Raw genomic sequence first — 24,322 nt, 5'->3', positions numbered from 1 at the left:
TCTAAAACTCTCCCCATTTATAGCCGATGCCCCATAATGTTTTGATATATTGAGGAGACGATGGATCATCTTCAATCTTTTCTCTCAGCCGCCTCATATGTACATTAATGATGTTTTGGTCGCCAAAGTACTCCTCATTCCATACGGAACGATAGATTTGTTCTTTCGTAAACACCTTTTTAGGATTTGCTGCAAATAGTGTCAGCAGCTGCCATTCGGTTGACGTCAGCTGAAGCGGTTCGCCGTTTTTCAAAACGGATACATTGTCTATATCGATCGTAAGCTGGTGAACACGAATCACCTGATGTTCAGCCGGTTCACTCGACGAATATTGCGTCGCCCTCCGTATCGCTGCTTTGACTCTGGCTGTCAGTTCAATCATCGAAAACGGTTTGGCGATATAATCATCCGCCCCGAATCCCAGCCCCAATGCTTTATCAACATCTCCGTCTTTTGCTGAAATCATTAAAACAGGAATCTTGCTTTTTTCCCGAATGATTTTTAAAACATCCATTCCATTCAGCTCTGGAAGCATAATATCAAGCAGAATGAGGTCGTACGCCTGCTCTTGAAACCTCCGAATGCCCTCTTCACCGTCGAAAGCATGCACGATTTCAAAGCCTTCTTTTGTTAAATAATGATCCACCATTTCACTGATGGAATGGTCATCCTCCACAAGCAATATGCGCTGCATCCTCTCACCTAACCTTTTTCATAGTCAAAAAAACACACATGTCATTACGCTTATTGTAATTGAAAAACATGTGTGTTTTACAAAATTTATTCTTTTTTTCCTGTTTTCAGCTTTCTATATTCCATGCCCGTTATGACAATAAATACGGCTGCGCATCCAATGGTTTGAGTAAACTGGAGCCGCTCACCGAGAAATAAGGCTCCAAAGAAAATTGTCAGGACAGGTCCTGCCATTGAAATAGTGGCAGCTCGCAGTGCCCCGATTCGTTTTATGCCCTCAAGCATCAGCACAAATGGAATCACAGTGGAGACGACTGCGATGAACACAAACAAACCGTACACAGCAAGCGGATATGCTGTCATTGGCGGATTCATGCCGATCGCCGCCTTGATGCCTGTGTAAAGCATCATGGCCGCTCCGGCTGCTGTCATCCCGTAAGCATTGAGTCGGATGCCGCCGATTTGATGGACGAGACGCCCGGAAAGGACAAGATAACCAGCATAAACGGCCGAGGATAACAAAATGAATACAGATCCAATCATATTCGCCTGAAAAAGCTCAGCATTCCAGCCGCCGAGCGCAAAGAAAAAGCCGATCATGACCATCAGCACTGCGAAAAGGTCTTGGATGGAAACCATTTTCCGGTCACGACACGCGTTGAATCCCATCATAAACACCGGATAGCTCATCAGCAAAATACGCTCAACCATTGCGGATACATGGTTCAGCCCGATAAAATCAAACAAGGGAGACAGAAAAAAACAAAACACTCCCGCGACACACGCCCTCCATAGATCCCCTTTTTTCATACCGTCTGGGATTGGCGGTCGGTATAACAAATAAATCAGCCAAAACAGCGGAACAGCAAACAGCTGCCTGTATAACAATACTGCGTCTGGCTCAGCACCCATTTCATATGCGCATTTAATCCAAATCGACTTAGATGCAAAACAAACCGTTCCGATCAGCAAAAAAACCGTCCCTGCCGATGCCTTGCGAATCTCACTCTGCTCTTCTAATCTCATCTCAGCTCAGCTTTTCTCCTTTACTTGTTCATATGTTTTTGGATAAAATCCAAAAGCGTATTTCCTTGTGCGGTAAGAATGACGCCCTTCCCGCTGCATGCCGGACAAGGTTTGCCTTCTATTTCTCCGGCTCTTTCACAATGCGGACAAGCAACCTCCAGATCATCAGTTGCGATCACCATTTGAATTCCTCCTTTCCCATTGATTAAACATGGACCACCAGCCTTCTTCCATTGGCCGTCACCTCCTTTAAGAAACACAAAAACCCCCGTCCTATCAAAGGACGAGGGTCTCGCGGTACCACCTTTATTAACAGCTAAAAAGCCATTCGCTCATCAGTACAGAAAACGTCAGTTTCGATACTCCTCTCTTGGTAACGGGGAGAGCATCCCGGCATTGCCTACTATCTATTCAGCAAAGCAATTCAGAAGCCCATTCGGCATCAGGGGAGGATCGGTTCACACCTGCCACCGACTCTCTGAACCCCGCTCACTGATGCTTACTTGCTCTTCCTCACAATTGTTAATCCGTTCTTTCGCTTGTAAAATTTATAATACTCTGTCAATTTACAGAAGTCAATTCTTAATCCAATTTAGATTCGCCAAGTGCTTCCAGAGCCATATTTACGTGCTCCTCCTGCTGTGTCTGAAGAGCGAACTTGGCAATTTCCAGCGGATACGCCGCCTGCATCTCTGAGATATGATCCTGCATTTTTGACCATACACGGCCGCCTGCTTGATCATAGCATTCAAGCAAACGGGCTGTTTCTTTTTCTCCGAAAATCATGTGGTAAAAGACAAAATCCTTGGCTGGATCGGCGACTTTCGCTTCTGTCCAATCCAGGAGGCCTGTGACGTGTTCGTTTTGATCAATTAGGATATGCGGCGGATGGAGATCGCCGTGTATCAGCGCGGAGAAACCGGGCCAGTATGCATCATCATTGATCCACGTTTGCCATCTTTCCCAAAGCTGCTTAGATACGCCAAACTTATTCTTCACATCAGCCATAGATTCAGCTGTCATTTTCCTGAAATCTTCTGGCATCACCACTTCTATTCCGGATTGGCCGGCAGATGTTTGATTCATGCCATGCAATTCTGCCAGTATTTCGGCAAGTGTATGAACAAAATCGTCTGACGGCGGCTGATGATTCATATTCCATACATACTGTTTCTGTTCCAAATCAATCCCAGCAGCAGGCGTTCCGCTAAGCTTCGGGTAAGCGGTCAATTCCGGCGTATGAATTTTCCAATCCGGCACATCAGCTGTGAGGTTCGCGCGGAGAAAGGCAAGCGTTCTGCCTTCTGAAGCTGCTCTTTCAACTACATCGCTTCTCCGCGGTTTTCGCAGCACCCATGGCATACCTGTATCGTCCTCGGCGAATACAACTTGAAAATCCATTCCCGTTTCATTCAATTGAGCGTTATCACAGTGAACCGTCAAACCTTGATTGCGTGCAAGCGCGACAATCTCAGTGATTAGCTGCCTTTCGTTCGGGTTTGTCATCTCTTTTCCCCTTTCTCATATTCCGCCTGTCGTTAGAGAGAAGGGATGTTTTTAAGGAACAAAAAAAGAGGGCAGCATCGCCACCCTCTTTTCATGACAATATAAGGGTACATACATAGGCAGATTCATCCCGATTCCCCGCATCCAGGCGAGTGTCGTTCACTATTGAATTCGTGTCAATCGGAATCTAATGAATGCCATGTCGGAACCCCTCCGTTCATTGTAGTCGATCTCCATTTTACATCATATTCCAGTTTTGATCTACTATAAAAAATGAATCAAGTCACAGGCGCGGGGTTAAACAAACACAAATCATTATGAAGGCCCCAATGGTCCGCCCATGTTTGTTTCCTGCCGCTCGCTACATCTAAGACCATGCGAAAAATCTCCCAGCCGACTTCTTCGATACTGGCCTCTCCGGTAGCAATTCGCCCGGCATTGATATCGATTAAATCCGCCCAATGCTCTGTTAATGAATGACGTGTAGATACTTTCAGCACCGGCGCAGCAGCCAATCCATACGGTGTTCCTCTGCCTGTCGTAAAGACCTGCAGATTCATGCCTGCCGCCAGCTGAAGGGTTCCGCACACAAAGTCGCTTGCCGGCGTCGCCGCAAACAGCAAACCCTTTTTCTCCGCCTTCTCCCCAGGCCCGAGTACACCGGAAATGGGGCTTGTGCCTGACTTTGCTACCGATCCTAACGCTTTTTCCACCACATTGGATAAACCGCCTTTTTTATTGCCAGGTGACGGATTGGCGCTTCTGTCTGCTTCCCCCCGCCTCAGATAGCTGTCATACCACTTCATCTCATCGATCAGCGAACGTCCGACCTCTTCGCTGACAGCCCGGGGCGTTAATAAGTGAATCGCATCCCGCACCTCAGTCACTTCAGAAAACAAGACCGTTGCGCCTGCCCGAACCAATAAATCAGCCGCATATCCCACTGCCGGATTCGCCGTCACGCCGGAAAAGGCATCACTGCCGCCGCATTGAAGGCCAATTACCAGATCAGAAACAGGGCAGGATACACGGACTCTGCTATTGAGTCTGATTAACCGCTCCTCCGCCATTTCCATCATCGATTGAATCATATTCGCAAAGCCTTGATAATCTTGAAGTGAAATGATGTGATCTTTTTTCTCAGGTGCAATCCGTGCCGGGAGGAGCTTTTCACATCCTAATCCGACCACCATCACTTCTCCGCCGAAGTTCGGATGCTTTGCCAGATTTTGAATCGTGCGGATGGGAATCACGGCGTCTGGGGCATTGATGGCCACGCCGCATCCATATTGATGATGAAGCGGCACGACATCATCGACATTTGGATATTTCGGAAGAAGCTCTTCTTTTATCCGTTTTACCGCATAATCCAGCACGCCGACGACACATTGAACACTTGTGGTAATACCGAGAATATTTTTTGTTCCCGCACTGCCGTCAGCATTTCGATATCCTTCAAACGTATAGCCTTCAAGGGGCGGCAGCGGTTCGGGCACTTTGTTTGCGATAGGGAGGTCATGGAGTTCCGGAGGGGCGGGCATTCTCACCAAAGCTTCCCGCACCCAGCTTCCGCGTTTGATCGGCTGATCTGCAAATCCGATCACTTCTCCATAACGCAGGATGGCATCCCCCTGATTCAAATCGGTTAGGGCCACTTTATGGCCTTGAGGAACATCTTCTTCCAGCATCAGCCCGCATGGAAAAACAGTGCCCTTTTTCAGTCCGCCGTCATTTACAATAATCGCCGTGTTATCTTTTACATTCACTTTAATGTAAAGAGGCTCTTGATTCTGTCTGAGGTTCATCACCATAGGAATATCACTCCTCAACATTGTAAACGCTTTCTGATTTTGGTTTGAAAAAAGCCGCAAATCCCGATTCCAAACTGCGGCTGTCATAACAATTATGTTTCGTCTATCCCATTCAAAATTTTGTCACGAACAAATTTCAAATGCTCATACATGTGGTAATGAGCCTGGTAAGGATCTCTTTTGGCAAGGGCGTCGTAGATTTTTTTGTGGTATTCAACCGTAACATCCCTTTCCCTGTACGGAATCTGGCTGTCGATTTTCGCATGCGTGATCAGCAGAGATTGAATCATTCCTTCAACAACGGGATTATTAGCGCTTAATGCAATAATTCGGTGAAATTCTTTATCTGCTTCTCCATAATTGTTGTCAGTGCTGCTGGCAATGTCGTCGATTGTTTTCTGTAAACGCTTAAGCTCATCTTCATTTATCTTTTCCGCGGCAATCGTCACCAGCCCGAGTTCTAACGCCATCCGCGCTTCAATAATGGCCGGAAGATTATCAGTCGCCAAAGCAAGCATAACGGAAAAAGGCTGCATCCCGATTTTGTCATTGAAATATGTGCCGCCGCGGGTTTTTCTCGTGATAACGCCCAGCGTCTCTAGTGAGCTAAGCGCTTCGCGAAGCACCGGTCTGCTGACATGTAAGATATTCATTAGCTCCATTTCTGTCGGCAATTTGTCTCCGGCCTTTAATTGTCCGCTTGACAGTAAATGGACAATCCGTTCAATGACCTGCTTGGCTAATGTTTTCCGATTGACTGTATCCACCTTCAGATCTTCTAAACCTTCGTACACGAACAACTCTCCCTTCAGTTGTTCAATTGTAAGACAAAATATTCATTATGACAATATTTAGAATAAAACTTATCGCACCAGACACGGGCGCTTGCGGTCAAACTCCCAATTGCTGATCAGAAACTGCATAGGGATTGCATCGTTCCGTGCGCCTACATTCATTTTTCGATAGAGATCATGCGCTTTTTCCACTTGTTCCATATCAATTTCGATGCCAAGCCCAGGCTTATCAGGCACCTTCACACAGCCATCAGCAATTTCTAAAGGCTGTTTGGTTAAACGCTGTCCGTCCTGCCAGATCCAATGGGTATCAATCGCCGTGATGCGTCCCGGAGCTGCGGCCGCCACATGGGTAAACATGGCAAGGGAGATGTCAAAATGATTATTGGAGTGCGAGCCCCACGTCAGCCCCCAATCATGGCACATCTGTGCAACCCGCACCGAACCCTGCATCGTCCAGAAATGGGGATCAGCCAGCGGAATATCGACCGCATGAAGCTGAATCGCGTGCCCCATTTCCCGCCAGTCAGTCGCAATCATATTTGTCGCGGTCGGCAGGCCTGTCGCGCGGCGGAACTCAGCCATCACTTCACGTGCGGAATAACCGTTTTCCGCCCCACACGGATCTTCGGCATAAGCAAGTACATCCTGCTTTCCTCTGCATAATGTAACAGCTTCTTCTAGCGGCCAAGCCCCGTTCGGATCAAGGGTAATTCTCGCCTCAGGAAAACGTTTTGATAACGCGGTGACGGCTTCCATTTCTTCCTCGCCCCGCAATACGCCGCCTTTCAGCTTGAAATCTTGGAAGCCGTAGCGCTCTTGTGCCGCTTCTGCCAGACGTACAACGGCCTCAGGAGTCAGCGCTTCCTCATGGCGGAGGCGGAACCAGTCGCAATCTGACTGCTGATTGCTTTGATACGGCAATGTCGTCCGCTTTCGGTCACCAATGTAAAATAGATAACCGAGCATCTTGACTTCATCCCGCTGCTGTCCTTCTCCAAGCAAAGCCGCAACCGGTTCATTGAGAAATTTGCCGAGCACATCCAACAAAGCGGCTTCCAAGGCTGTGACCACATGCACCGCAGTACGCAAATCAAATGTCTGGATACCGCGGCCTCCCCTATCCTGGTCCGCAAACTGCTTTCTGACTGTTTGCAAAATCGACTGGAACGCGCCGATCGATTTTCCGACAACAAGCGGCTCTGCAAGCTCCAGTGTGCGGCGGATCGCTTCCCCGCCCGGCACCTCGCCGACACCCTGATTCCCGCTGCTGTCCGTTAAGACGACAAGATTTCGGGTAAAAAACGGGCTGTGGGCACCGCTTAAATTCAGCAGCATACTGTCATGCCCCGCGACTGGAATGACTCTCACTTCAGTAATTGATGGAATATTCGATCTTTTTTCTTTTTGAACCTGTTCCTGTATTGGTGAACTCATCTGTCATCCTCCTTTGATAAAGCGCTTTCATAAGTATTAGACAGGCAGTGATTGATCGGGGTCTTTCTCTTGTTTCTTTAATACGACCCGTTTGATCGGTCCGACCAGCAGCAAATAGCTGAGGACTGCTGCAATCGCATTAGCGCCGACAAAAACGAGCGCGCCATTAAAAGATCCTGTGGCATTCACGATGTAGCCGATCATAATCGGAGTCGTAATCGAGGCGATGTTTCCGAATGTGTTGAACAAACCGCCGCTTAATCCCGCACACTCTTTTGGCGACGTGTCCGACACGACAGCCCAGCCCAAGGCGCCAAATCCTTTTCCGAAGAACGCGAGTGACATGATTACAACGACAAGCCACGCTGAATCTGTATAGTTGCAGATAATCATGCTGCAAGACAGCAGCATGCCGACAATGATCGGTCCTTTTCTCGCGAAGGTGAGAGAACGGCCTTTTTTCAGTAAAAAATCAGACACGATGCCTCCAAGCACGCCGCCCGCAAATCCGCACAGCGCCGGGAGGGAAGCCACAAATCCCGCTTCAAGAATGGACATTCCGCGGGCCTGAACCAAATATACCGGAAACCATGTGAGAAAGAAATAGGTGAGAGTCGTAATGCAGTATTGCGCGATGTACACGCCAATCAGCATGCGGTTGGTTAATAACTGTTTGATATACGGCCATTTTGATTCTTTTTCCTGCTTGCTTTGACTGTCATCCATTGAAATCAGCCCGCCGCCTTCTTCAATGTACGCAAGCTCGGCTTTGTTGACCTTCGGATGTTTTTTCGGTTCATATACCGTTTTTAACCAGATAAAAGCCAGTAGGATTCCCGCGGCCCCCATCACTACGAAGACGGAATGCCAGCCAAAAGAGTGGGTGAGCCAGCCCATTAAAGGAGAAAAAATGACGATTGCGAAGTATTGAGCTGAGTTAAAAAAGGCTGAAGCTGTACCGCGTTCGGAGCTCGGGAACCAGGAAGCCACCACTCTGCCGTTTCCGGGAAATGAAGGCGCCTCAGAAAGCCCGACTAAAAAGCGCAGCGTAAACAGCAGGATAATCGCTGTGCCAGCGGTAAAAAATCCAATCGCCCCTTGCAGCAGCGTAAAAAATGACCAGAAAAAGATGCTTAACGCAATAACCGTTTTTGAGCCAAACCGATCCAGCAGCCAGCCTCCGGGAAGCTGTCCGATGACATAGGCCCAGCCGAATGCAGAAAACACATACCCCATGGCAACCGAATCCAGTCCAAGGTCATGCTGGACGGAATCACCCGTAATCGAAAGCGTCGCGCGATCTGCGTAGTTAATAGACGTCACAAGAAACAGCATAAATACGATGAACCAGCGTACAGAGGTTTTTTTGCCCGCCGGCGAAACATTCGCATGGTCTTTTTTCATAATATCTTCTCCTTTGTCAAAGTAGAGAATCATATGCTGACTGGTGATAAGGCTTGGAAAGAGACAAGCGCCTCTTTCCAGCACCTTTACTGCTTCACAAATACGGTTTTGATCGCCGTGAAGAAGTCCTTCGCGGCCTCACCCTGTTCGCGGGAGTGGGAGCTTGATTGCTTCATGCCGCCAAATGGCGCCTGAAGCTCAACCCCTGCGCTTTCCGCGTTGATCCTGACAAGCCCGGCTTCAATCTCATCAACGAATGAAAGCATACGGCCGATGTTTTGCGTAAAAATAGATGCACTTAATCCGAACTTCACATCATTGGCGAGGTCTAAAGCCTCCTCCATCGTGTCCACCTTTAACAGAGCGATGACCGGCCCGAAAATTTCCTCCTGGGCAATCTTCATGTCAGATGTCACGTTGTCAAAAATGGCAGGCTGCACATAATATCCGTTTTGATACTTTCCATCCTCCAGCTTTTCTCCTCCGATCAAAAGAGAAGCGCCTTCCTGCTTGCCTTTTTCAATATACGATAGACAGTTATCAAGCTGATTTTTGCTTGCGATCGGTCCCATCCAAACGTTTTCGTTCAAGCTGTCTCCGATCGTGATCTCCTTTGTGCGCTGCAGCAGTTTTTCTTTAAAGCGGTCGTAAATTCCGCCTTGGACAATGACACGGCTTGTTGCGGTGCACTTCTGGCCCGTTGAACGGAAAGCGCCTGTCACCACAGCTTCCGCTGCCGCTTCAAGATCAGCATCGTCCGCTACGATCACCGGGTTTTTCCCGCCCATTTCAAGCTGATATTTGGCGCCTCTCGCTAAAGCGGCCTGCCCGATGATTTTCCCGACTTGATTCGAACCCGTGAACGTAATGGCATTGACCCCGTCATGTTCGGCAATACCTTGGCCGACAACTGACCCTTGGCCAGTCACCAAATTGATGACTCCCGCCGGAAGTCCCGCTTCTTCAAAACAAGCGATGATCTTCGCACATGTAACGGCAGTTTCTGTTGCGGGTTTGATGACAACAGTATTGCCGTACACCAGTGCCGGCGCCATTTTCCAAATCGGGATCGCTACCGGGAAGTTCCACGGCGAAATCACGCCGACGACACCGAGCGGGACACGGGTTGTAAACATCAGTGCGTCTTTGTCAGTAGACGGGATAACATCGCCTGTTTTGCGCATGCCCTCGCCGGCGTAGTAGCGAAGAATCGCAATGCCGCGAGCGGTTTCTCCTTTTGCTTCCGGCAGGGTTTTTCCCATTTCACGCGTCGCACATGCGGCGATGTCCTCTAAGCGCCGTTCCATGATATCAGCTGTTTTGTACAGTAATTGGCCCCGTTCTGCACCCGTCAGCTTTCTCCATCCCGTTTTTGCCTCATAAGCGGCGGCGACGGCCCGGTCCACATCATCAGCTGTTGAACTCTGCACATAGCCGACGATGTCGTTCACATCCGCAGGATTTTCCGACTTGATCATATCGCCTGATTGAGCTTTGACCCACTCTCCATTAATAAAATTGAGATATGTGTTTTTTTCCGTGATTACAGACATGCCCATTGCCCCTTTCATGCTTTTTATGTTTGTCAAACCGTCGCGGCCTTCTTCGGGAAACGATCCGCCGCTTGCTTCAAAATGGCTTCCAATTGCTGATAGTGTTCTTTTTCAACCGGTCCGACAGGCGGTCTGGCTGTATTTCTCACATTCATCCCCATAATCTCCATGCCGGCTTTGATCAAGGACACCGCATACCCTTTCCGCTGCTTCCGGATATCGTTGATCGGCAGAATGACATGCTGATAGAGTTCCTTCACTGCATCGTTGTTTCCGTTTTTCAAAGCTTCATAGAACATCCGGGAAATATGCGGAATATAATTCGAAATGGCTGAAGAATAAGAGTGAAAACCGATTGGCAGGTAGGACGGCATCGTCACTTCAGCCATCGGCATTCCGTTAAGCCACCCCAAGCGGTCACCGATTGTATAGGCGAGGTTGATATTCAAATCCATGTTCCCCACCCCGTCTTTCACACCAACAAGCTGTTCAAGCTCCGTCAGCCGTTTGATCTGTTCAAGAGAAAATACGGCGTTGTCGCGCTGATACAGAATGGCATTCAAGTCCGTACTTTCAATAATCGTTTTGGCGTACTGATACAGCCCCTCCTGTTCGCCATGCACCAAATACGGAGGAAGGATCAAATAGCCGTCAGCGCCTTTTTTCTCCGATATACGCGCCCAATCAAGCGCGGTGCTGAGGTTGCCGCCCACTCCCGTATAGACCGGGACCTTTCCTCCCGCAGCCGAAACTGCGACTTCGACCATGTTTTCGTATTCTTTCTGGCTAAGGGACTGAAATTCCCCTGACCCGCAGGCGATAAAAATCGATTCCAAGCCTTCTTCGAGCAAAAACTCGATATTTTGAAACAGAGCTTCTTCCTCCAGCTTTCCTTGTGTATTAAAAGGCGCAACCGGAAACCCTAAAATCCCTTCAGGTGCTTTTCTTATACGGCTCATGTACAAAACCTCCTGTCATTTGTGTAAACAGCTCATTTGAAAGCGCTTTAAAATCATGTGGTTGCATATCCTCTCCTTTCAACATATCTTTTTGTTTAATTGTAAGACAAATAAACAATAAGTCAATAACTTTATTTTCAGACTTTTCATAAAAACGCTGAAAGCCCCCGTTTTTCCGCATAAAAAAAACAGCCGTTGCTAGCCGGCTGTTTTTTCACATACTTCTTTCTTTCATCGTTTCGTTCAAAAGCTTTGCTTCCAAAAAAAATACGTGGATAAATTTTTTCATATTCACTCTGGCAGGTGCGAGGGGTTTTGCCTCTTTGGATTGAATTTCTTTCATTTTTTGGCTGACGACCGGAAAATCAAAGAATTTTGATGCGTAGGTTTCGAATTTAGGATTCGAAAAATCAGTTGTGCCCAATGAGGCAAAATGGTCAAGCGAATGAATAATGGCTCTGCGGATTCGCTGTTCCGAGGCTTTCATTTCGCGGTTGATTTCCGTTTGTGATGCCGCAGCTCCAAGCTTTCGTTCCGCTACTTGTGTGAAGATTTGTTTTAAAGAAGGGATATTTTTTTCGTAAGGCTCAGATTGTTCATGCTCAGTTAAATACTGAAGGACCGCCATCATATCATGAGCGCCGCCTTCCCCCATCATGCCGAGCTCGGATAGCAAAAATGTTCCCGCTTCTTTTAAGCTGTTGGCATTTTTATACTGAGACCGTGCTTTCCGTTCAGTTCGGCTGACCAGCCGGCTTAAAGAGTTTTGGATATCTCCGATCGAGTTTTCAAGCTCGATTCGTTCCTTCACCTTTTGCAGAACAGTCACAATTTCAATACGGTTAATTGGTTTATGAATAAAATATTCAATGCCGAGAGAATACGCTTCTCCGACCATTTCTTTAGCTTCCACTTGTGAGATCATAACGATTTTCCCGGAATAAGAGTCCTTGATCCGACGTATGGTCTCAATTCCGTCCCGCCCGGGCATTAATAAATCGATTAACAAAATATCAATCTGCTTAAATTGCAAAATATGCCCCTCCACTTGGCTTCCGTCTTCCGCTTCACCCGCAGCCTCTCCAAGGTCCTCATCTTCTATGATCTGCCTTAAAATCGACCGCACAGCACGGTCATCATCAGCGATAAAAAAACGCATATTATCCGTTCATCCTTTCTGAATCAAATGTCTGGCAGGCAGCCCGATGGTAAAGACCACTCCTTGCTGCTGGTTGTGAAACTTGATGTCTCCCTCAAGCTCTGTCACGATTTCCTTGACGTAGGAAAGACCAATTCCGGTTGAGGGCGTGCCAAACTCGTCATACGTTGAGGTAAAGCCCGGATCAAACACAATATCTCCGATTTTCTCCGAAATGCCGGGGCCATTGTCTTCCACCTGAAATTCTATCATACTCTCATCTGGCTTACGGAGCCTCAGGCTGACCGTTCCCTCATCCCCCATCGCCTCCACCGCGTTTGCCGTCAAATTATTAATGATAGAAAGAACAATAAATACATGATAATCGTCATGCTCGCCCTCTATTGAACAATGAAAATTGATCTGTTTGCCCAATGATTCAGCGTACTTTTCATTCATTCGAATGACAAGCCGGAAAAGGTCCGAGGCATTCATATAATCTTTAAAACTTTCATTGGAAATCAGTTTCGAAAGCCCGGCATATATCCTCTGGTTGTCCTTTTTCACTTCATGAATTTCCCCTGCCAGCCTTAGAATCCTGCCTCCGAGCTGATCGTCCTTGCCCTTCACTTCCCGGTAGAGCTGATAGGATTCGTTTGTCACGTGCTCTGTTGTTTTCAGCGTCTTTTTTAAATGCACTGTTTCTTCATATAAATTCGACACAATCATCAGCATGTGCTCATTTTGCCGCCTTGTCTGCTTTTCTCTGGACTGCGTTTCATACAGCTTGAGCACGTTAAAAAAGCTGATGACAATAAATGTATGAGAAATCGCAACAACCGCGATATCCGTTATTTTCTCAGGCGTCACCACCGTATGAAAAAGAAGAAACTGAACGGCCAGCTCGACGCTATCGGAAGCAATTTCAATCATAAATCCATAAAAACCGAGCATTACCGGCCGATCACGATAGCGGTTCGCCCGCAACACATAAAACAGACATGCAAACGTCATGTAAAAGAAAAAACCGGACGCTTGATCATACAGGATTGGAATCAGCCCTGCGTGTCTTCCGTCCCATAATTCCAATAAAACACGAAATACGAAAACCGATGTTCCAGTCAAAAACCCCGGCAATACAGCGGACACATGCCGCAGCAGCACTAAGAAAAAGAAAAAAGCCGGCGCGCCGAAGCTGATTCGGAACTCTTCATTGAGGGGATAAAATTTCAGTTCGCCTGCAAGCGGCACAGTAACGAGCATGAGCGCCATTATATATGCGTCTTTCTCAAAAAAACGTTCCAGTTTGATTATAATCACATCCTCATTTTTATTTTGAGGAAAGGACAAAAAACCTGCAAATTTCTTTCGACCCAGTATGTAAGCTTTTTATAAAACCAACGGCTTATTTTCGAAAAATTTTTGTCGTATTTTGTATGATTCTGTAGTCTCCATTATACAGTTATGATACCTTTCCGCATTCATGAAAGCGTTTAACGCCTCACCTGTCTTCGATTCTACTCCGCCTCAGTCCCAAATAGCAAAAACAGATAGGAGGAATTTGATGAAAGAACTGATAAAAGAACGCCCGGAAGAGAAGAATCTGGCGTCACAGCTGTATGAATGGGTAGAACATTACCGCCCCTTTGCCGCCAATGGACAAAGCGCAAATTATATCCCCGCGTTAGGAAAAGTCAATGACTCACAGCTCGGCATTTGTATATTGGAGCCTAATGGAGCAATGATACATGCCGGCGATTGGAACGTCCCTTTTACCCTGCAAAGCATTTCAAAAGTCATCAGCTTTATCGCTGCGTGCATGAGCCGCGGCATTCCTTATGTGCTTGACCGCGTCGATGTCGAGCCGACAGGTGACGCCTTTAATTCAATTATCCGTCTTGAAATGCACAAGCCCGGAAAACCGTTTAACCCTATGATTAACGCGGGCGCCATTACAATCGCCTCGCTTCTGCCGGGAGAAACAGCCCGCGATAGGCTGGAGTATCTGTACTCTGTCATTGAAACCTTAATAGGGAAACGTCCCAGAATACATGAGGAAGTTTTCCGGTCTGAATGGGAAACCGCCCACCGCAACAGAGCATTGGCCTACTACTTAAAAGAGACAAACTTTTTAGAAGCCGATGTGGAAGAAACGCTGGAGGTTTACCTGAAGCAATGTGCCATGGAAGGCACGACAGAAGACATTGCATTGATCGGCCTGATCCTTGCTCATGACGGTTATCACCCGATTCACCGCCAGCAGGTGATTCCAAAGGATGTGGCAAAGCTCGCCAAGGCTTTAATGCTGACATGCGGCATGTATAACGCCTCCGGAAAATATGCGGCGTTTGTCGGGGTACCGGCCAAAAGCGGTGTCTCCGGCGGCATCATGGCGCTGGTTCCTCCAAGCGCCAGAAGAGAGCAGCCTTTCCAAAACGGATGCGGCATCGGCATTTACGGGCCTGCCATTGATGAATACGGCAACAGCCTGACTGGGGGCATGCTGCTGAAGCACATCGCACAGGAGTGGGAACTCAGCATTTTTTAAAATTAAAAACGAGGTGATTGTATGCAGCAATTCCTGGAACATATCGTCGGTTTCGCTAATGATTTTTTGTGGTCAAAGCTATTAATTGTATTGCTTCTTTCTTTGGGAATCTATTTTACGTTCAGGCTTAAATTTTTGCAGGTTCGCATGCTGAAGGAAATGGTCAGGGTGTTAAAGGAAGGCGCTGCATCCCGCTCGAAAAACAGCATCTCTCCGTTTCAAGCGTTTTGTATCAGCATGGCAGCCCGTGTCGGCACCGGAAACATTACGGGTATTGCCATTGCGATTGCGCTGGGCGGGCCCGGTGCGATTTTCTGGATGTGGATTATTGCCATTATCGGGTCAGCGTCAAGCTTTGTCGAAAGTACACTGGCTCAAATTTATAAGGTGAAAGATGCAAACGGTTTCCGCGGCGGTCCTGCTTATTATATGGAAAAAGGGCTGAACAAAAGATGGATGGGCGCCTTGTTCGCCGTTTTAATCACGCTGTCGTTCGGTATCGTCTTTAACTCGGTTCAATCAAATACGGTCAGTCTCGCGTTTGAAAACGCGTTCGGCACAAACCGCCTGACACTTGGACTCATTTTAATTGCTGTGTTTGGAACGATTATCTTTGGCGGAGTCAAACGCATCGCAAAACTGGCTGAATATATTGTTGTTGTTTTGGCTGTCCTGTATATTGGAGTCGCTTTTTTCGTGATTCTCACAAACATCACCCAGCTGCCTGCCGTTTTTGCGCTTATTGTCAAAAACGCGTTTGGATTTGACCAGGCGGCCGGCGGCGCTTTGGGAGCAGCTTTAATGCAGGGTGTCAGACGGGGGATTTTTTCAAACGAAGCGGGAATGGGAAGCGCACCGAATGCCGCTGCCACCGCGACGACAAGCCATCCTGTAAAACAAGGGCTGATCCAGGCATTTGGTGTGCTTACTGATACGCTGGTCATTTGTACAAGCACGGCCTTTATCATCCTGTTTTCAGACGCCTATCATACACCGGGACTGAGCGGAATCGCATTAACTCAAGCCTCTCTCAGCTCCCATATCGGACCATGGGCATCAGGCTTTCTCGCCATCCTGATCCTCTTATTCGGATTCTGTGCCTTGATCGGCAACTATTATTACGGCGAGACCAATATCGGCTTTTTGAACAAAAGCAAAAAACTGATCTTCGTTTACCGCATCGGCGTGCTTGCAATGATCGTGTTTGGCTGTGTAGCCAAGGTGCAGCTAGTATGGGATTTGGCCGATTTGTTTATGGGCTTGATGGTCGTCGTCAACTTAATCGCCATTTTCTTATTGTCGAAGGTGGTTTTTGCAGCTCTCAAGGACTATACCCGGCAGAAAAAAGCGGGCAAAGATCCCGTTTTTTATAAAAATGTCATAAAAGATCATGAGCGGATTGAATGCTGGGAGCTTTCAGAAACGCCTGCTGATCCTCATAACAAACAAATATCATAACGCAGAAGGTGTTCAGATCAATGGAATCTGAACACCTTTTATCTTTCGGTTGATTGACAAACATCAAGACGTCCTTTACCATTTTCATATCTTTTCAAAAAATCAGAAAGAAGGATCGGAACAGCCTATGAATCCAATTCAGCATCTATTAGATACATACCCGCTTATCGTGTTAGACGGCGCGATGGCAACCGAGCTTGAGCGCAAAGGCTGCGACTTGAATGACAGTCTCTGGTCGGCAAAAATTCTGATGGAGCAGCCAGACCTGATTAAACAAGTTCATACTGATTATTTTGCGGCAGGCGCCGACTGTGCGATCACCGCCAGCTATCAGTCTACGTTTGAAGGCTTTGCCGCACGCGGGCTCAGCGAAGCGGAAGCCCGCCGGCTTATCCAGATGTCCGTCAGGATCGCGGCCGAAGCCCGTGATGAATTTTGGGCACAGAAAGATAACCGCTTGAATCGGCCAAAACCGATCGTTGCGGCCTCTGTCGGCCCGTATGGCGCCTATCTTGCGGATGGCTCAGAGTATCGCGGAAACTACGGAATCTCTGAGGATGAGCTGGCTGAATTTCACCGCCCCCGTATGAAAGCCCTGATTGACGCCGGTGCGGATGTTTTGGCATGTGAAACGATTCCATGTCTTACTGAGGCAAAAGCAATTGTCCGTCTGCTGAAGGAATTTCCTGAAACATATGCGTGGTTCAGCTTCAGCGCGAAAGACGGTCTGCGTATCAGTGACGGAACCTCTGCCGCTGAATGCGCGTCATGGCTTGATCAGCACAGCCAAGCGGCGGCGGTCGGGATCAACTGCACCCCGCTTCAGCATATCCCTTCATTGATTGCTGAGCTAAAGAAGAACACCTCTAAACCGATTATCGTCTATCCGAATTCAGGCGAACAATATGATCCGGACACCAAAACGTGGAACGGCGCAGCATGCGGCGAGCCTTACGGACAAAGCGCCCGCATCTGGTATGAAAACGGAGCAAAGCTGATTGGCGGCTGCTGCCGGACAAAACCGGAGGATATTAAAGAAATCGCCGGCTGGGCCCGGACTTTAAAAACCACTTGACTTATCGGAATAGTTTGTATATTCTAACCTAAAAGCCGGCTTGCCGGAATCTCGTGTCACCCGCTGACATGAGATTTTTTATTAGGAAGCCATAAAATCGCCGCATAGAAAGTTGGAAAAAGATGAAATCCGCTCACAACAAGAATGAGACAAACTTTCAGAGAAGTATGAAAAGCAGACACCTCTTTATGCTTTCATTAGGAGGCGTCATCGGAACCGGTCTGTTCTTAAGCTCAGGCTATACCATTCAGCAAGCAGGCCCTGCCGGAACCATCCTTGCGTACTTAGTCGGCGCGGGAATTGTCTATTTGGTCATGCTGTGCCTTGGCGAATTGTCTGTAGCCATGCCAGTGACAGGCGCGTTTCATACCTATGCAGCAACATACGTAGGGCCGGGCACAGGTTTTACGGTCGCCTGGCTGTACTGGCTCACATGGGCCGTTGCATTGGGATCTGAATTCACAGCGGCAGGCCTGCTAATGCAGCGCTGGTTCCCCGATACGTCTGTTTGGATGTGGAGCGCCGTTTTTGCTTTGTTGATTTTCTTGCTCAACGCGTTTTCAGTCAAGTTTTTCGCTGAATCAGAGTTTTGGTTTTCCAGCATTAAAGTATTAGCCATTGTATTATTTATTCTTTTAGGCGGCGCCGCTATGTTCGGCATCATCCCGATCAAAGACGGAGGCGCCGCTCCGATGCTGTCAAACTTCACAGCGGAAGGCGGGCTCTTTCCGAATGGATTTGTCCCCATTTTCATGACCATGCTGTCTGTCAACTTTGCCTTCTCGGGAACTGAGCTGATCGGAATTGCCGCGGGAGAAAGCGTCGATCCCGACAAGACCATACCAAAAGCGATTAAAACAACGGTCTGGCGCCTCTCACTCTTTTTTATCGGAACCATTTTTGTACTCTCAGGGCTGATTCCGATTCAAGAAGCGGGCGTTATCAAAAGCCCATTCGTTGCAGTCTTTGACAGAGTCGGTGTACCATACGCAGCTGACATCATGAACTTTGTCATTCTGACAGCCATCCTGTCAGCCGCTAATTCCGGACTTTACGCTTCGTCCCGTATGCTTTGGTCACTGTCAAAAGAACAGACGCTTCACCCAACATTTGCAAAGCTGACATCAAAGGGAATCCCGCTAAACGCGCTGGTGTTCAGCATGATTGGCGGCATCCTGTCATTACTGTCCAGCGTATTTGCGCCAGACACGGTGTACGTTATACTCGTGTCGATTTCCGGCTTTGCCGTCGTTGTCGTTTGGATGGGCATCGCCGCTTCTCAATTCATGTTCAGAAAACGTTATCTGGAAGCGGGAAACAAGGTCACGGATTTGAAATACCGAACGCCTTGGTACCCATTTGTGCCGATTGCCGCATTTCTTTTATGTCTGGCATCCGTGATTGGCATTGCCTTTGACCCGAATCAAAGAATCGCTTTATATTGCGGTGTGCCGTTTATGGCCATCTGCTATGCAGTGTATTATGCAAAAGCCCGCAAAAGCCGTCCGGCCGCTGATATGACCCATTCAAAATAAAAGAACCTGCCCCAAGGCAGGTTCTTTTTCTATTCTCATACTTCCACTGTCCAACGAAACGGATCTTTCACTTTTCCAAGCTGAATATCGGTTATCGTTTGATACAGCTTTTTTGAGATTTCTCCAATTTCCCTGTCGTTCACAATCACCGTTCTTCCATGAATATTGAGTTCGCCGACAGGCGTAACAACTGCAGCCGTACCTGTGCCGAATACCTCTGTCAATTCCCCTCGTGCGGAGGCTGCATAAATATCATCGATCGATATCCTTTCTTCCCGGACCGGGATGCCCCAGCTTCGGATCAGCTCAATAGCAGAAGCTCGTGTAATCCCGCTCAAAATGCTTCCGCTTAATGCAGGAGTAACAACTTCTCCATTTATGACAAAAAAGATATTCATGCTCCCTACTTCTTCCGCGTATTTCTTTTCAATGGCATCCAGCCATAGCACCTGATCATAGCCTAATTCATTCGCCTTCTGCTGCGCCTGAAGACTCGCCGCGTAATTTCCTGACGTCTTGGCATTTCCGACTCCGCCATTAACTGCCCGCACAAACTCATCTTCCACATAGATGTTAATCGGCTGCAGCTGATCGCCATAGTAAGAGCCAACAGGCGAAAGCACAATCATAAATGTATAGTTTTTTGACGCCTTCACACCAAGACTCGGTTCAGTGGCAATAACAAACGGACGAATATACAGCGACGTTCCCTTTTCCCTCGGGACCCACTCTTTTTCCAGCTCGACCAATTGCGTCAGTGCCTCCAGCACCAGCTCTTCGTCTAAAGGAGGCATACTCATTCGCTGACATGATCTGTTCAGCCTTTTGATATTTTGCTCCGGCCTGAACAGCAGCACCCTGCCATCTTCAGTTCTGTATGCCTTCAAGCCTTCAAAGACAGCCTGGCCGTAATGAAAAACAGAAGAAGACGGATCGAGCATAATCGGTGCATAAGGAGTAAGCCTAGGGTGATGCCAGCCCTTTTCCTCCTCATAATCCATCACAAACATATAATCTGTAAAATATTTGCCGAACCCTAAGGATGATGGGTCTGGTTTTTCCTTCTTTGATGTGATTTTCTCTCGTTCAATAAGCTTGTTCACTGATAAGCACACCTTTCTAGATTAATTTGTTTAAATTTTCTGTCAATTTTGAGCTGCAAATCGGTAATGCCTTTCTTTTTTTACAGGCGGTTTTCCGTTCTCATTTGATATAAGAGGGCTCAAACATAGATGTCAGAATATTCTTTATCGTCTTCGGCTATTATACACTACATTTCGTGTAAGATGAAGGTGAAACTAAAGAAAAAACAGCCAGAGATTTTTCCGGCTGTTTTCGTTAAACTGCTAAATACAAAATGATAGCATGACAAATCAGCAGAATATAAACCGCGATCCCTAACTGCCAGTTGACCTTCTGCGCCAATGCAAAAACAATCATCAAGGCCGGCAAAATAGCTGTTCCAGCCAGCTTATTGACCGCCAAATCCGGGCTGTTCGTTACATCATAATGAATCGGCATATCTGCCGGAAGAAAAGGATAAAACACCATAGAGAGTATGACAGCCGCAATGACAGACCCCCACACCGCTTTCTCATTCATCAATAGAAACATAGAACCAGTCCTCCTCATTACATCCTAAAACAATAAAGCGTTTTCTTTCTCTTCCATTGCTTTACGATTGATATGACTGTTCTACGGTGAATTTCGTTCGGTCTCCTCGTGTAATAATTTGTGCATATTCTACTACTTCTTCATTTTTGTCATAAGTGAGGGATTCCGATAAAAACGCAGGCGCTCCAACATTGGTTAACAGGTGCCCGCTGATCGTTTCATCCGTTAAAATCGGTTCGATCGATTCCGTCCCCCTGCTGATTTCAATATTGTATTTTGTTCTTAATAATTCAAACAGAGATCCGGTGCACTCTTCCTGCGCCAATCCCGGTGCCGCTTTCCAAGGTATATATGAGGTATGGTATTGCAAAGGTTCACCCTCGGCGTATCTGACTCTGACAAGCTTGTTGACAGGCTCATTCTCTTTCATTTTCAGCAGCTCGGCTATGGAATGATCGGCAGGGATCACCACAAGTTCAAGCACTTTTGACTCAGAACGCAGCCCTCTCATTTGTTCTGCAAAACTCGTAATCTTATGCGGAATCGGCGTTTGGATTTTAGCTGCCGATACAAATGTTCCTTTTCCCTGGATTCTCTGAATATATCCTTCAAGTTCAAGCTGCTGCAAAGCCAGCCTTACAGTTGTTCTGCTGACATCATATTGCTCGCAAAACTCGCTCTCTGTCGGCAGCTGATCATTCGCCTGATATTTGCCCGACTTGATTAATTCAATGATTTTAAATTTGATAACAGAATATAAAGCTGCCATTTCATCCTCCCCATTATGTATGTAAACCGATCTTTTTGAATGAAACCATAATACCATCTGTATTTCTATTTTGAAAGATTTGTACTTCCTTTTGTAACAAATTTTCAGAAAATAACGTTGACAATTTTATGGGGATGGTGCTAAATTCGTAATGACAAATATCATAAATTGATCATAACAAATATGATGCTTGTCTATTTCATTGAGGGGGTGTCAGATGAAGATTATCGTTGCTGATCATTATGAAGATCTCTGTAAGTTAAGCGCTAACATAATTAAGGAATATGTACAGGCAAAGAAAGATGCCGTTCTTGGCCTGGCTACCGGCAGCACGCCGATCGGCTTGTACAAACAGCTCATTTTAGACTATCAGGCAGGCGAAATTGATTTTTCAAAGGTTATAACATTTAATTTGGATGAATACGCAGGCCTCTCTCCATCTCATCCACAAAGTTATAACAAATTTATGCACGAACATCTTTTTCAGCATATCAATGTTCAGCCTGACCATATTCATATCCCGCAAGGAGACAATCCCCAGCTTGAGGCTGAGTGCAAAGTGTATGAGGAACTTATCCGCCAGGCGGGAGGCATCGATGTGCAAATCCTTGGCATCGGCTCGAATGGCCATATTGGCTTTAATGAACCCGGCTCTGATTTTGAGGACCGGACACGAATCGTCAGGCTGTCCGAAAGCACGATACAGGCAAATGCCAGATTTTTCGGCGGCGACCCTGTACTTGTGCCGAGGCTTGCCGTTTCAATGGGCATCAAAACGATCATGGAATTCAGTAAACACATTGTGTTATTAGCAAATGGCGAGGAAAAAGCGGACGCGATCCAAAAAATGGCTGAAGGCCCTGTGACGCCGGACGTACCGGCCTCAATTCTTCAAAAACACAATCATGTAACCGTTATCGCCGATCATAAAGCAGCTCAAAAACTGAAAAACTTATCATACTTATAAAACAAATAGAAGGAGACTGTTATGTTTAAAAAGGCGTTTCAAATTCTGCAGCAGCTCGGCCGCGCTTTGATGACTCCGGTTGCCGTCCTGCCGGCAGCCGGTCTGCTGCTCCGTTTCGGTGACAAGGATTTACTTAACATTCCTATTATAAAGGATGCGGGCGGCGTTGTATTTGATAACCTGCCGCTGATTTTTGCCGTAGGTGTCGCGATTGGTTTAGCTGGCGGCGAAGGAGTGGCCGGACTTGCCGCTGTCATCGGATACTTGATTTTAACCGTCACCCTGGATAACATGGGAAAATTACTCGGCCTTCAGCCTCCTTATGAAGGGGCCGAGCATCTGATTGATATGGGGGTATTCGGCGGCATTATCATCGGGCTGCTTGCCGCATATTTGTACAAGCGTTTTTCATCAATAGAGCTGCATCCCGTCCTTGGATTTTTCTCAGGAAAACGATTTGTCCCGATTATTACTTCGGTCAGCTCATTGGTCATCGGCGTTATTTTCTCATTTGTTTGGCCGCTAATTCAAAACGGAATAAACGCCGCCAGCAGCTTAATTGCCGATTCAACGGTCGGCCTGTTCTTTTATGCGACAATCTATCGCTTACTGATTCCTTTTGGACTGCATCATATTTTTTATACACCTTTCTATTTTATGATGGGCGAATACACAGATCCATCAACAGGCAATACCGTAACCGGCGATCTGACAAGGTTTTTCGCCGGAGACCCGACTGCGGGACGTTTTATGATGGGCGATTTCCCTTACATGATTTTCTGTCTGCCGGCAATCGCGCTTGCCATCATCCATACCGCGCGGCCTGAAAAAAAGAAAATGATTTCCGGCGTCATGATTTCAGCAGCGCTTACGTCTATGCTCACTGGAATTACAGAGCCAGTTGAATTTGCTTTCTTGTTCGTCGCGCCTGTACTTTATTTAATAAACTCTATTCTTGCCGGCGTTATCTTTGTCGTGTGTGATCTGTTCCATGTCCGTCACGGCTACACCTTCTCCGGCGGCGGAATTGACTATGTGCTGAATTACGGGCTTTCGACAAACGGCTGGGTCGTCATTCCTGTCGGGATCGTCTTCGCCTTTATTTATTACTATTTGTTCCGTTATGCGATTTTGAAATGGAATCTGAAAACACCCGGCCGTGAAGCAGATGAAGATGATCAAAGTGAAGCCAAATCCCCTGTTTCAAAAGACCAGCTCGCCTTCCACGTATTGCAGGCGCTGGGCGGCCAGCAAAATATCGCCAACCTCGATGCATGTATTACAAGGCTGCGTGTCACCGTTCATCAGCCAAGCCAAGTAAACAAAGACGAACTAAAGCAGCTTGGGGCGGTAGGTGTGTTAGAAGTCAACAACAACTTCCAAGCGATTTTCGGCACAAAGTCAGATGCTTTAAAAGATGATATCAAAACGATTATAGCTGGAGGTGTCCCGGCTGCCGCCGCGGCGCTTGATGCTGAAGCCAAGATCCAGAAGGAGCCTCCTGCCGAAGAGTCTTTTATCTATCCGATACAAGGAGAAAAACTCTCCCTATCCGACGTGCCTGACCAAGTATTTTCTGAAAAAATGATGGGTGAGGGTTTTGCGATTGATCCAACAGAAGGAAAAGTCGTTGCCCCCGCTGACGGCGAGATTGTATCGATATTTCCGACAAAGCACGCCATTGGCTTTACAAGCGCTGGCGGCACGGAAATGTTGATTCATGTCGGCATTGATACGGTGAAGCTGAACGGAGAAGGCTTTGAAGCTCATGTCACGAGCGGCCGAACCGTCAAACAAGGCGAACTGCTTCTAACCTTTGATCTGAATTACATTAAGCAGCATGCCGCTTCCGCCATAACGCCTATTATTTTCATAAATGTATCTGAGGAACAAATGAACCGTATGAACATGAAGTAAAAAAGTCCCCCTGACGCGGGGGACTTTTTATCCAACATAATGAAAGCGCTATCAAAATAAATTTTTTAAAAAGGGGTTTGCATTTGATTCACGAATGGTATGAATAAGCCTCATCATA

At 47.1% G+C, this 24,322-nt stretch carries 21 protein-coding genes and 1 other annotated feature; of the genes, 6 read left to right on the top strand and 15 right to left on the bottom strand.

Going from position 1 to position 24,322, the window contains the following annotated elements; genetic code table 11:
• Position 1 precedes the first annotated feature (1 nt).
• From P3L57_RS01495 to glnK, 12 genes are all read right to left on the bottom strand, one after another.
• On the bottom strand, positions 2–682 hold the full coding sequence (locus tag P3L57_RS01495; RefSeq protein WP_081638226.1) for a response regulator transcription factor: 681 nt from the start codon (positions 680–682) through the stop codon (positions 2–4).
• A gap of 98 nt (positions 683–780) precedes the next feature.
• A complete protein-coding gene (locus tag P3L57_RS01490) occupies positions 781–1,719 on the bottom strand; it encodes a DMT family transporter (protein ID WP_044162085.1) in 939 nt (312 codons plus the stop codon).
• 20 nt (positions 1,720–1,739) lie between these two features.
• Positions 1,740–1,901, bottom strand: a complete 162-nt coding sequence (locus P3L57_RS01485; protein ID WP_024120093.1) for a tryptophan RNA-binding attenuator protein inhibitory protein — start codon at positions 1,899–1,901, stop codon at positions 1,740–1,742.
• A gap of 94 nt (positions 1,902–1,995) precedes the next feature.
• Positions 1,996–2,245: a binding site (T-box leader), on the bottom strand.
• Between the two features lie 56 nt (positions 2,246–2,301).
• Positions 2,302–3,225: a macrolide 2'-phosphotransferase MphK gene (gene mphK / locus P3L57_RS01480; protein ID WP_069487447.1), complete on the bottom strand. Its 924-nt coding sequence runs from the start codon at positions 3,223–3,225 to the stop codon at positions 2,302–2,304.
• 278 nt (positions 3,226–3,503) lie between these two features.
• The gene (gene garD, locus P3L57_RS01475) at positions 3,504–5,036 is read right to left on the bottom strand and encodes a galactarate dehydratase (RefSeq protein ID WP_069487446.1); all 1,533 of its coding nucleotides are present in this window, start codon (positions 5,034–5,036) and stop codon (positions 3,504–3,506) included.
• A gap of 92 nt (positions 5,037–5,128) precedes the next feature.
• The gene (locus P3L57_RS01470; RefSeq protein WP_277617487.1) at positions 5,129–5,830 is read right to left on the bottom strand and encodes a FadR/GntR family transcriptional regulator; all 702 of its coding nucleotides are present in this window, start codon (positions 5,828–5,830) and stop codon (positions 5,129–5,131) included.
• 69 nt (positions 5,831–5,899) lie between these two features.
• Positions 5,900–7,267: a glucarate dehydratase gene (gudD, locus tag P3L57_RS01465; protein WP_069487445.1), complete on the bottom strand. Its 1,368-nt coding sequence runs from the start codon at positions 7,265–7,267 to the stop codon at positions 5,900–5,902.
• Positions 7,268–7,303: 36 nt separating this feature from the next.
• Entirely contained in the window at positions 7,304–8,671 is a 1,368-nt protein-coding gene (gudP, locus tag P3L57_RS01460; RefSeq protein ID WP_044162095.1) for a glucarate transporter GudP, read from the bottom strand.
• Positions 8,672–8,757: 86 nt separating this feature from the next.
• Positions 8,758–10,224, bottom strand: coding sequence for an alpha-ketoglutaric semialdehyde dehydrogenase GucD (gene gucD, locus P3L57_RS01455; RefSeq protein ID WP_069487574.1), 1,467 nt, complete (start codon positions 10,222–10,224; stop codon positions 8,758–8,760).
• Positions 10,225–10,256: 32 nt separating this feature from the next.
• The gene (gene kdgD, locus P3L57_RS01450; RefSeq protein ID WP_069487444.1) at positions 10,257–11,183 is read right to left on the bottom strand and encodes a 5-dehydro-4-deoxyglucarate dehydratase; all 927 of its coding nucleotides are present in this window, start codon (positions 11,181–11,183) and stop codon (positions 10,257–10,259) included.
• A gap of 214 nt (positions 11,184–11,397) precedes the next feature.
• Complete coding sequence (gene glnL, locus P3L57_RS01445; protein WP_044162101.1) at positions 11,398–12,342, bottom strand: glutamine utilization two-component system response regulator GlnL; 945 nt, start codon at positions 12,340–12,342, stop codon at positions 11,398–11,400.
• A 9-nt stretch (positions 12,343–12,351) separates the two neighbouring features.
• Positions 12,352–13,584 (bottom strand): two-component system sensor histidine kinase GlnK, encoded by a 1,233-nt coding sequence (gene glnK, locus P3L57_RS01440; RefSeq protein ID WP_069487573.1) that lies wholly within the window; start codon positions 13,582–13,584, stop codon positions 12,352–12,354.
• Positions 13,585–13,885: 301 nt separating this feature from the next.
• Here glnK and P3L57_RS01435 point away from each other — a divergent pair, with 301 nt between their 5' ends.
• From P3L57_RS01435 to mmuP, 4 genes are all read left to right on the top strand, one after another.
• On the top strand, positions 13,886–14,869 hold the full coding sequence (locus tag P3L57_RS01435; protein WP_024120081.1) for a glutaminase: 984 nt from the start codon (positions 13,886–13,888) through the stop codon (positions 14,867–14,869).
• A 21-nt stretch (positions 14,870–14,890) separates the two neighbouring features.
• A complete protein-coding gene (locus P3L57_RS01430) occupies positions 14,891–16,327 on the top strand; it encodes an alanine/glycine:cation symporter family protein (protein ID WP_044162103.1) in 1,437 nt (478 codons plus the stop codon).
• 127 nt (positions 16,328–16,454) lie between these two features.
• Entirely contained in the window at positions 16,455–17,402 is a 948-nt protein-coding gene (gene mmuM, locus P3L57_RS01425; RefSeq protein ID WP_059292105.1) for a homocysteine S-methyltransferase, read from the top strand.
• A 122-nt stretch (positions 17,403–17,524) separates the two neighbouring features.
• On the top strand, positions 17,525–18,937 hold the full coding sequence (gene mmuP / locus P3L57_RS01420) for an S-methylmethionine permease (protein ID WP_044162105.1): 1,413 nt from the start codon (positions 17,525–17,527) through the stop codon (positions 18,935–18,937).
• 35 nt (positions 18,938–18,972) lie between these two features.
• On the opposite strand, the gene P3L57_RS01415 is transcribed toward mmuP, so the two are convergent.
• From P3L57_RS01415 to gamR, 3 genes are all read right to left on the bottom strand, one after another.
• The gene (locus tag P3L57_RS01415) at positions 18,973–20,040 is read right to left on the bottom strand and encodes a branched-chain amino acid aminotransferase (protein WP_059334412.1); all 1,068 of its coding nucleotides are present in this window, start codon (positions 20,038–20,040) and stop codon (positions 18,973–18,975) included.
• A gap of 235 nt (positions 20,041–20,275) precedes the next feature.
• Positions 20,276–20,551, bottom strand: a complete 276-nt coding sequence (locus tag P3L57_RS01410; RefSeq protein WP_069487443.1) for a DUF1648 domain-containing protein — start codon at positions 20,549–20,551, stop codon at positions 20,276–20,278.
• Positions 20,552–20,612: 61 nt separating this feature from the next.
• Positions 20,613–21,320 carry a transcriptional regulator GamR gene (gamR, locus tag P3L57_RS01405; protein ID WP_044162108.1) on the bottom strand — a complete coding sequence of 236 codons (708 nt, stop codon included), beginning with the start codon at positions 21,318–21,320 and terminating at the stop codon, positions 20,613–20,615.
• A gap of 217 nt (positions 21,321–21,537) precedes the next feature.
• Here gamR and nagB point away from each other — a divergent pair, with 217 nt between their 5' ends.
• Both nagB and ptsG read left to right on the top strand, forming a co-directional pair.
• Positions 21,538–22,287: a glucosamine-6-phosphate deaminase gene (gene nagB / locus P3L57_RS01400; RefSeq protein ID WP_069487442.1), complete on the top strand. Its 750-nt coding sequence runs from the start codon at positions 21,538–21,540 to the stop codon at positions 22,285–22,287.
• 21 nt (positions 22,288–22,308) lie between these two features.
• The gene (ptsG, locus tag P3L57_RS01395; protein WP_069487441.1) at positions 22,309–24,204 is read left to right on the top strand and encodes a glucose-specific PTS transporter subunit IIBC; all 1,896 of its coding nucleotides are present in this window, start codon (positions 22,309–22,311) and stop codon (positions 24,202–24,204) included.
• Positions 24,205–24,322: the final 118 nt, after the last annotated feature.

Origin of the sequence: Bacillus sp. B28 (assembly GCF_029536185.1) — a bacterium.
Taxonomy (GTDB): domain Bacteria; phylum Bacillota; class Bacilli; order Bacillales; family Bacillaceae; genus Bacillus; species Bacillus halotolerans.
Note: the sequence above shows the minus strand (reverse complement) of the source record. Positions and strands in the feature narration are given on the sequence as shown.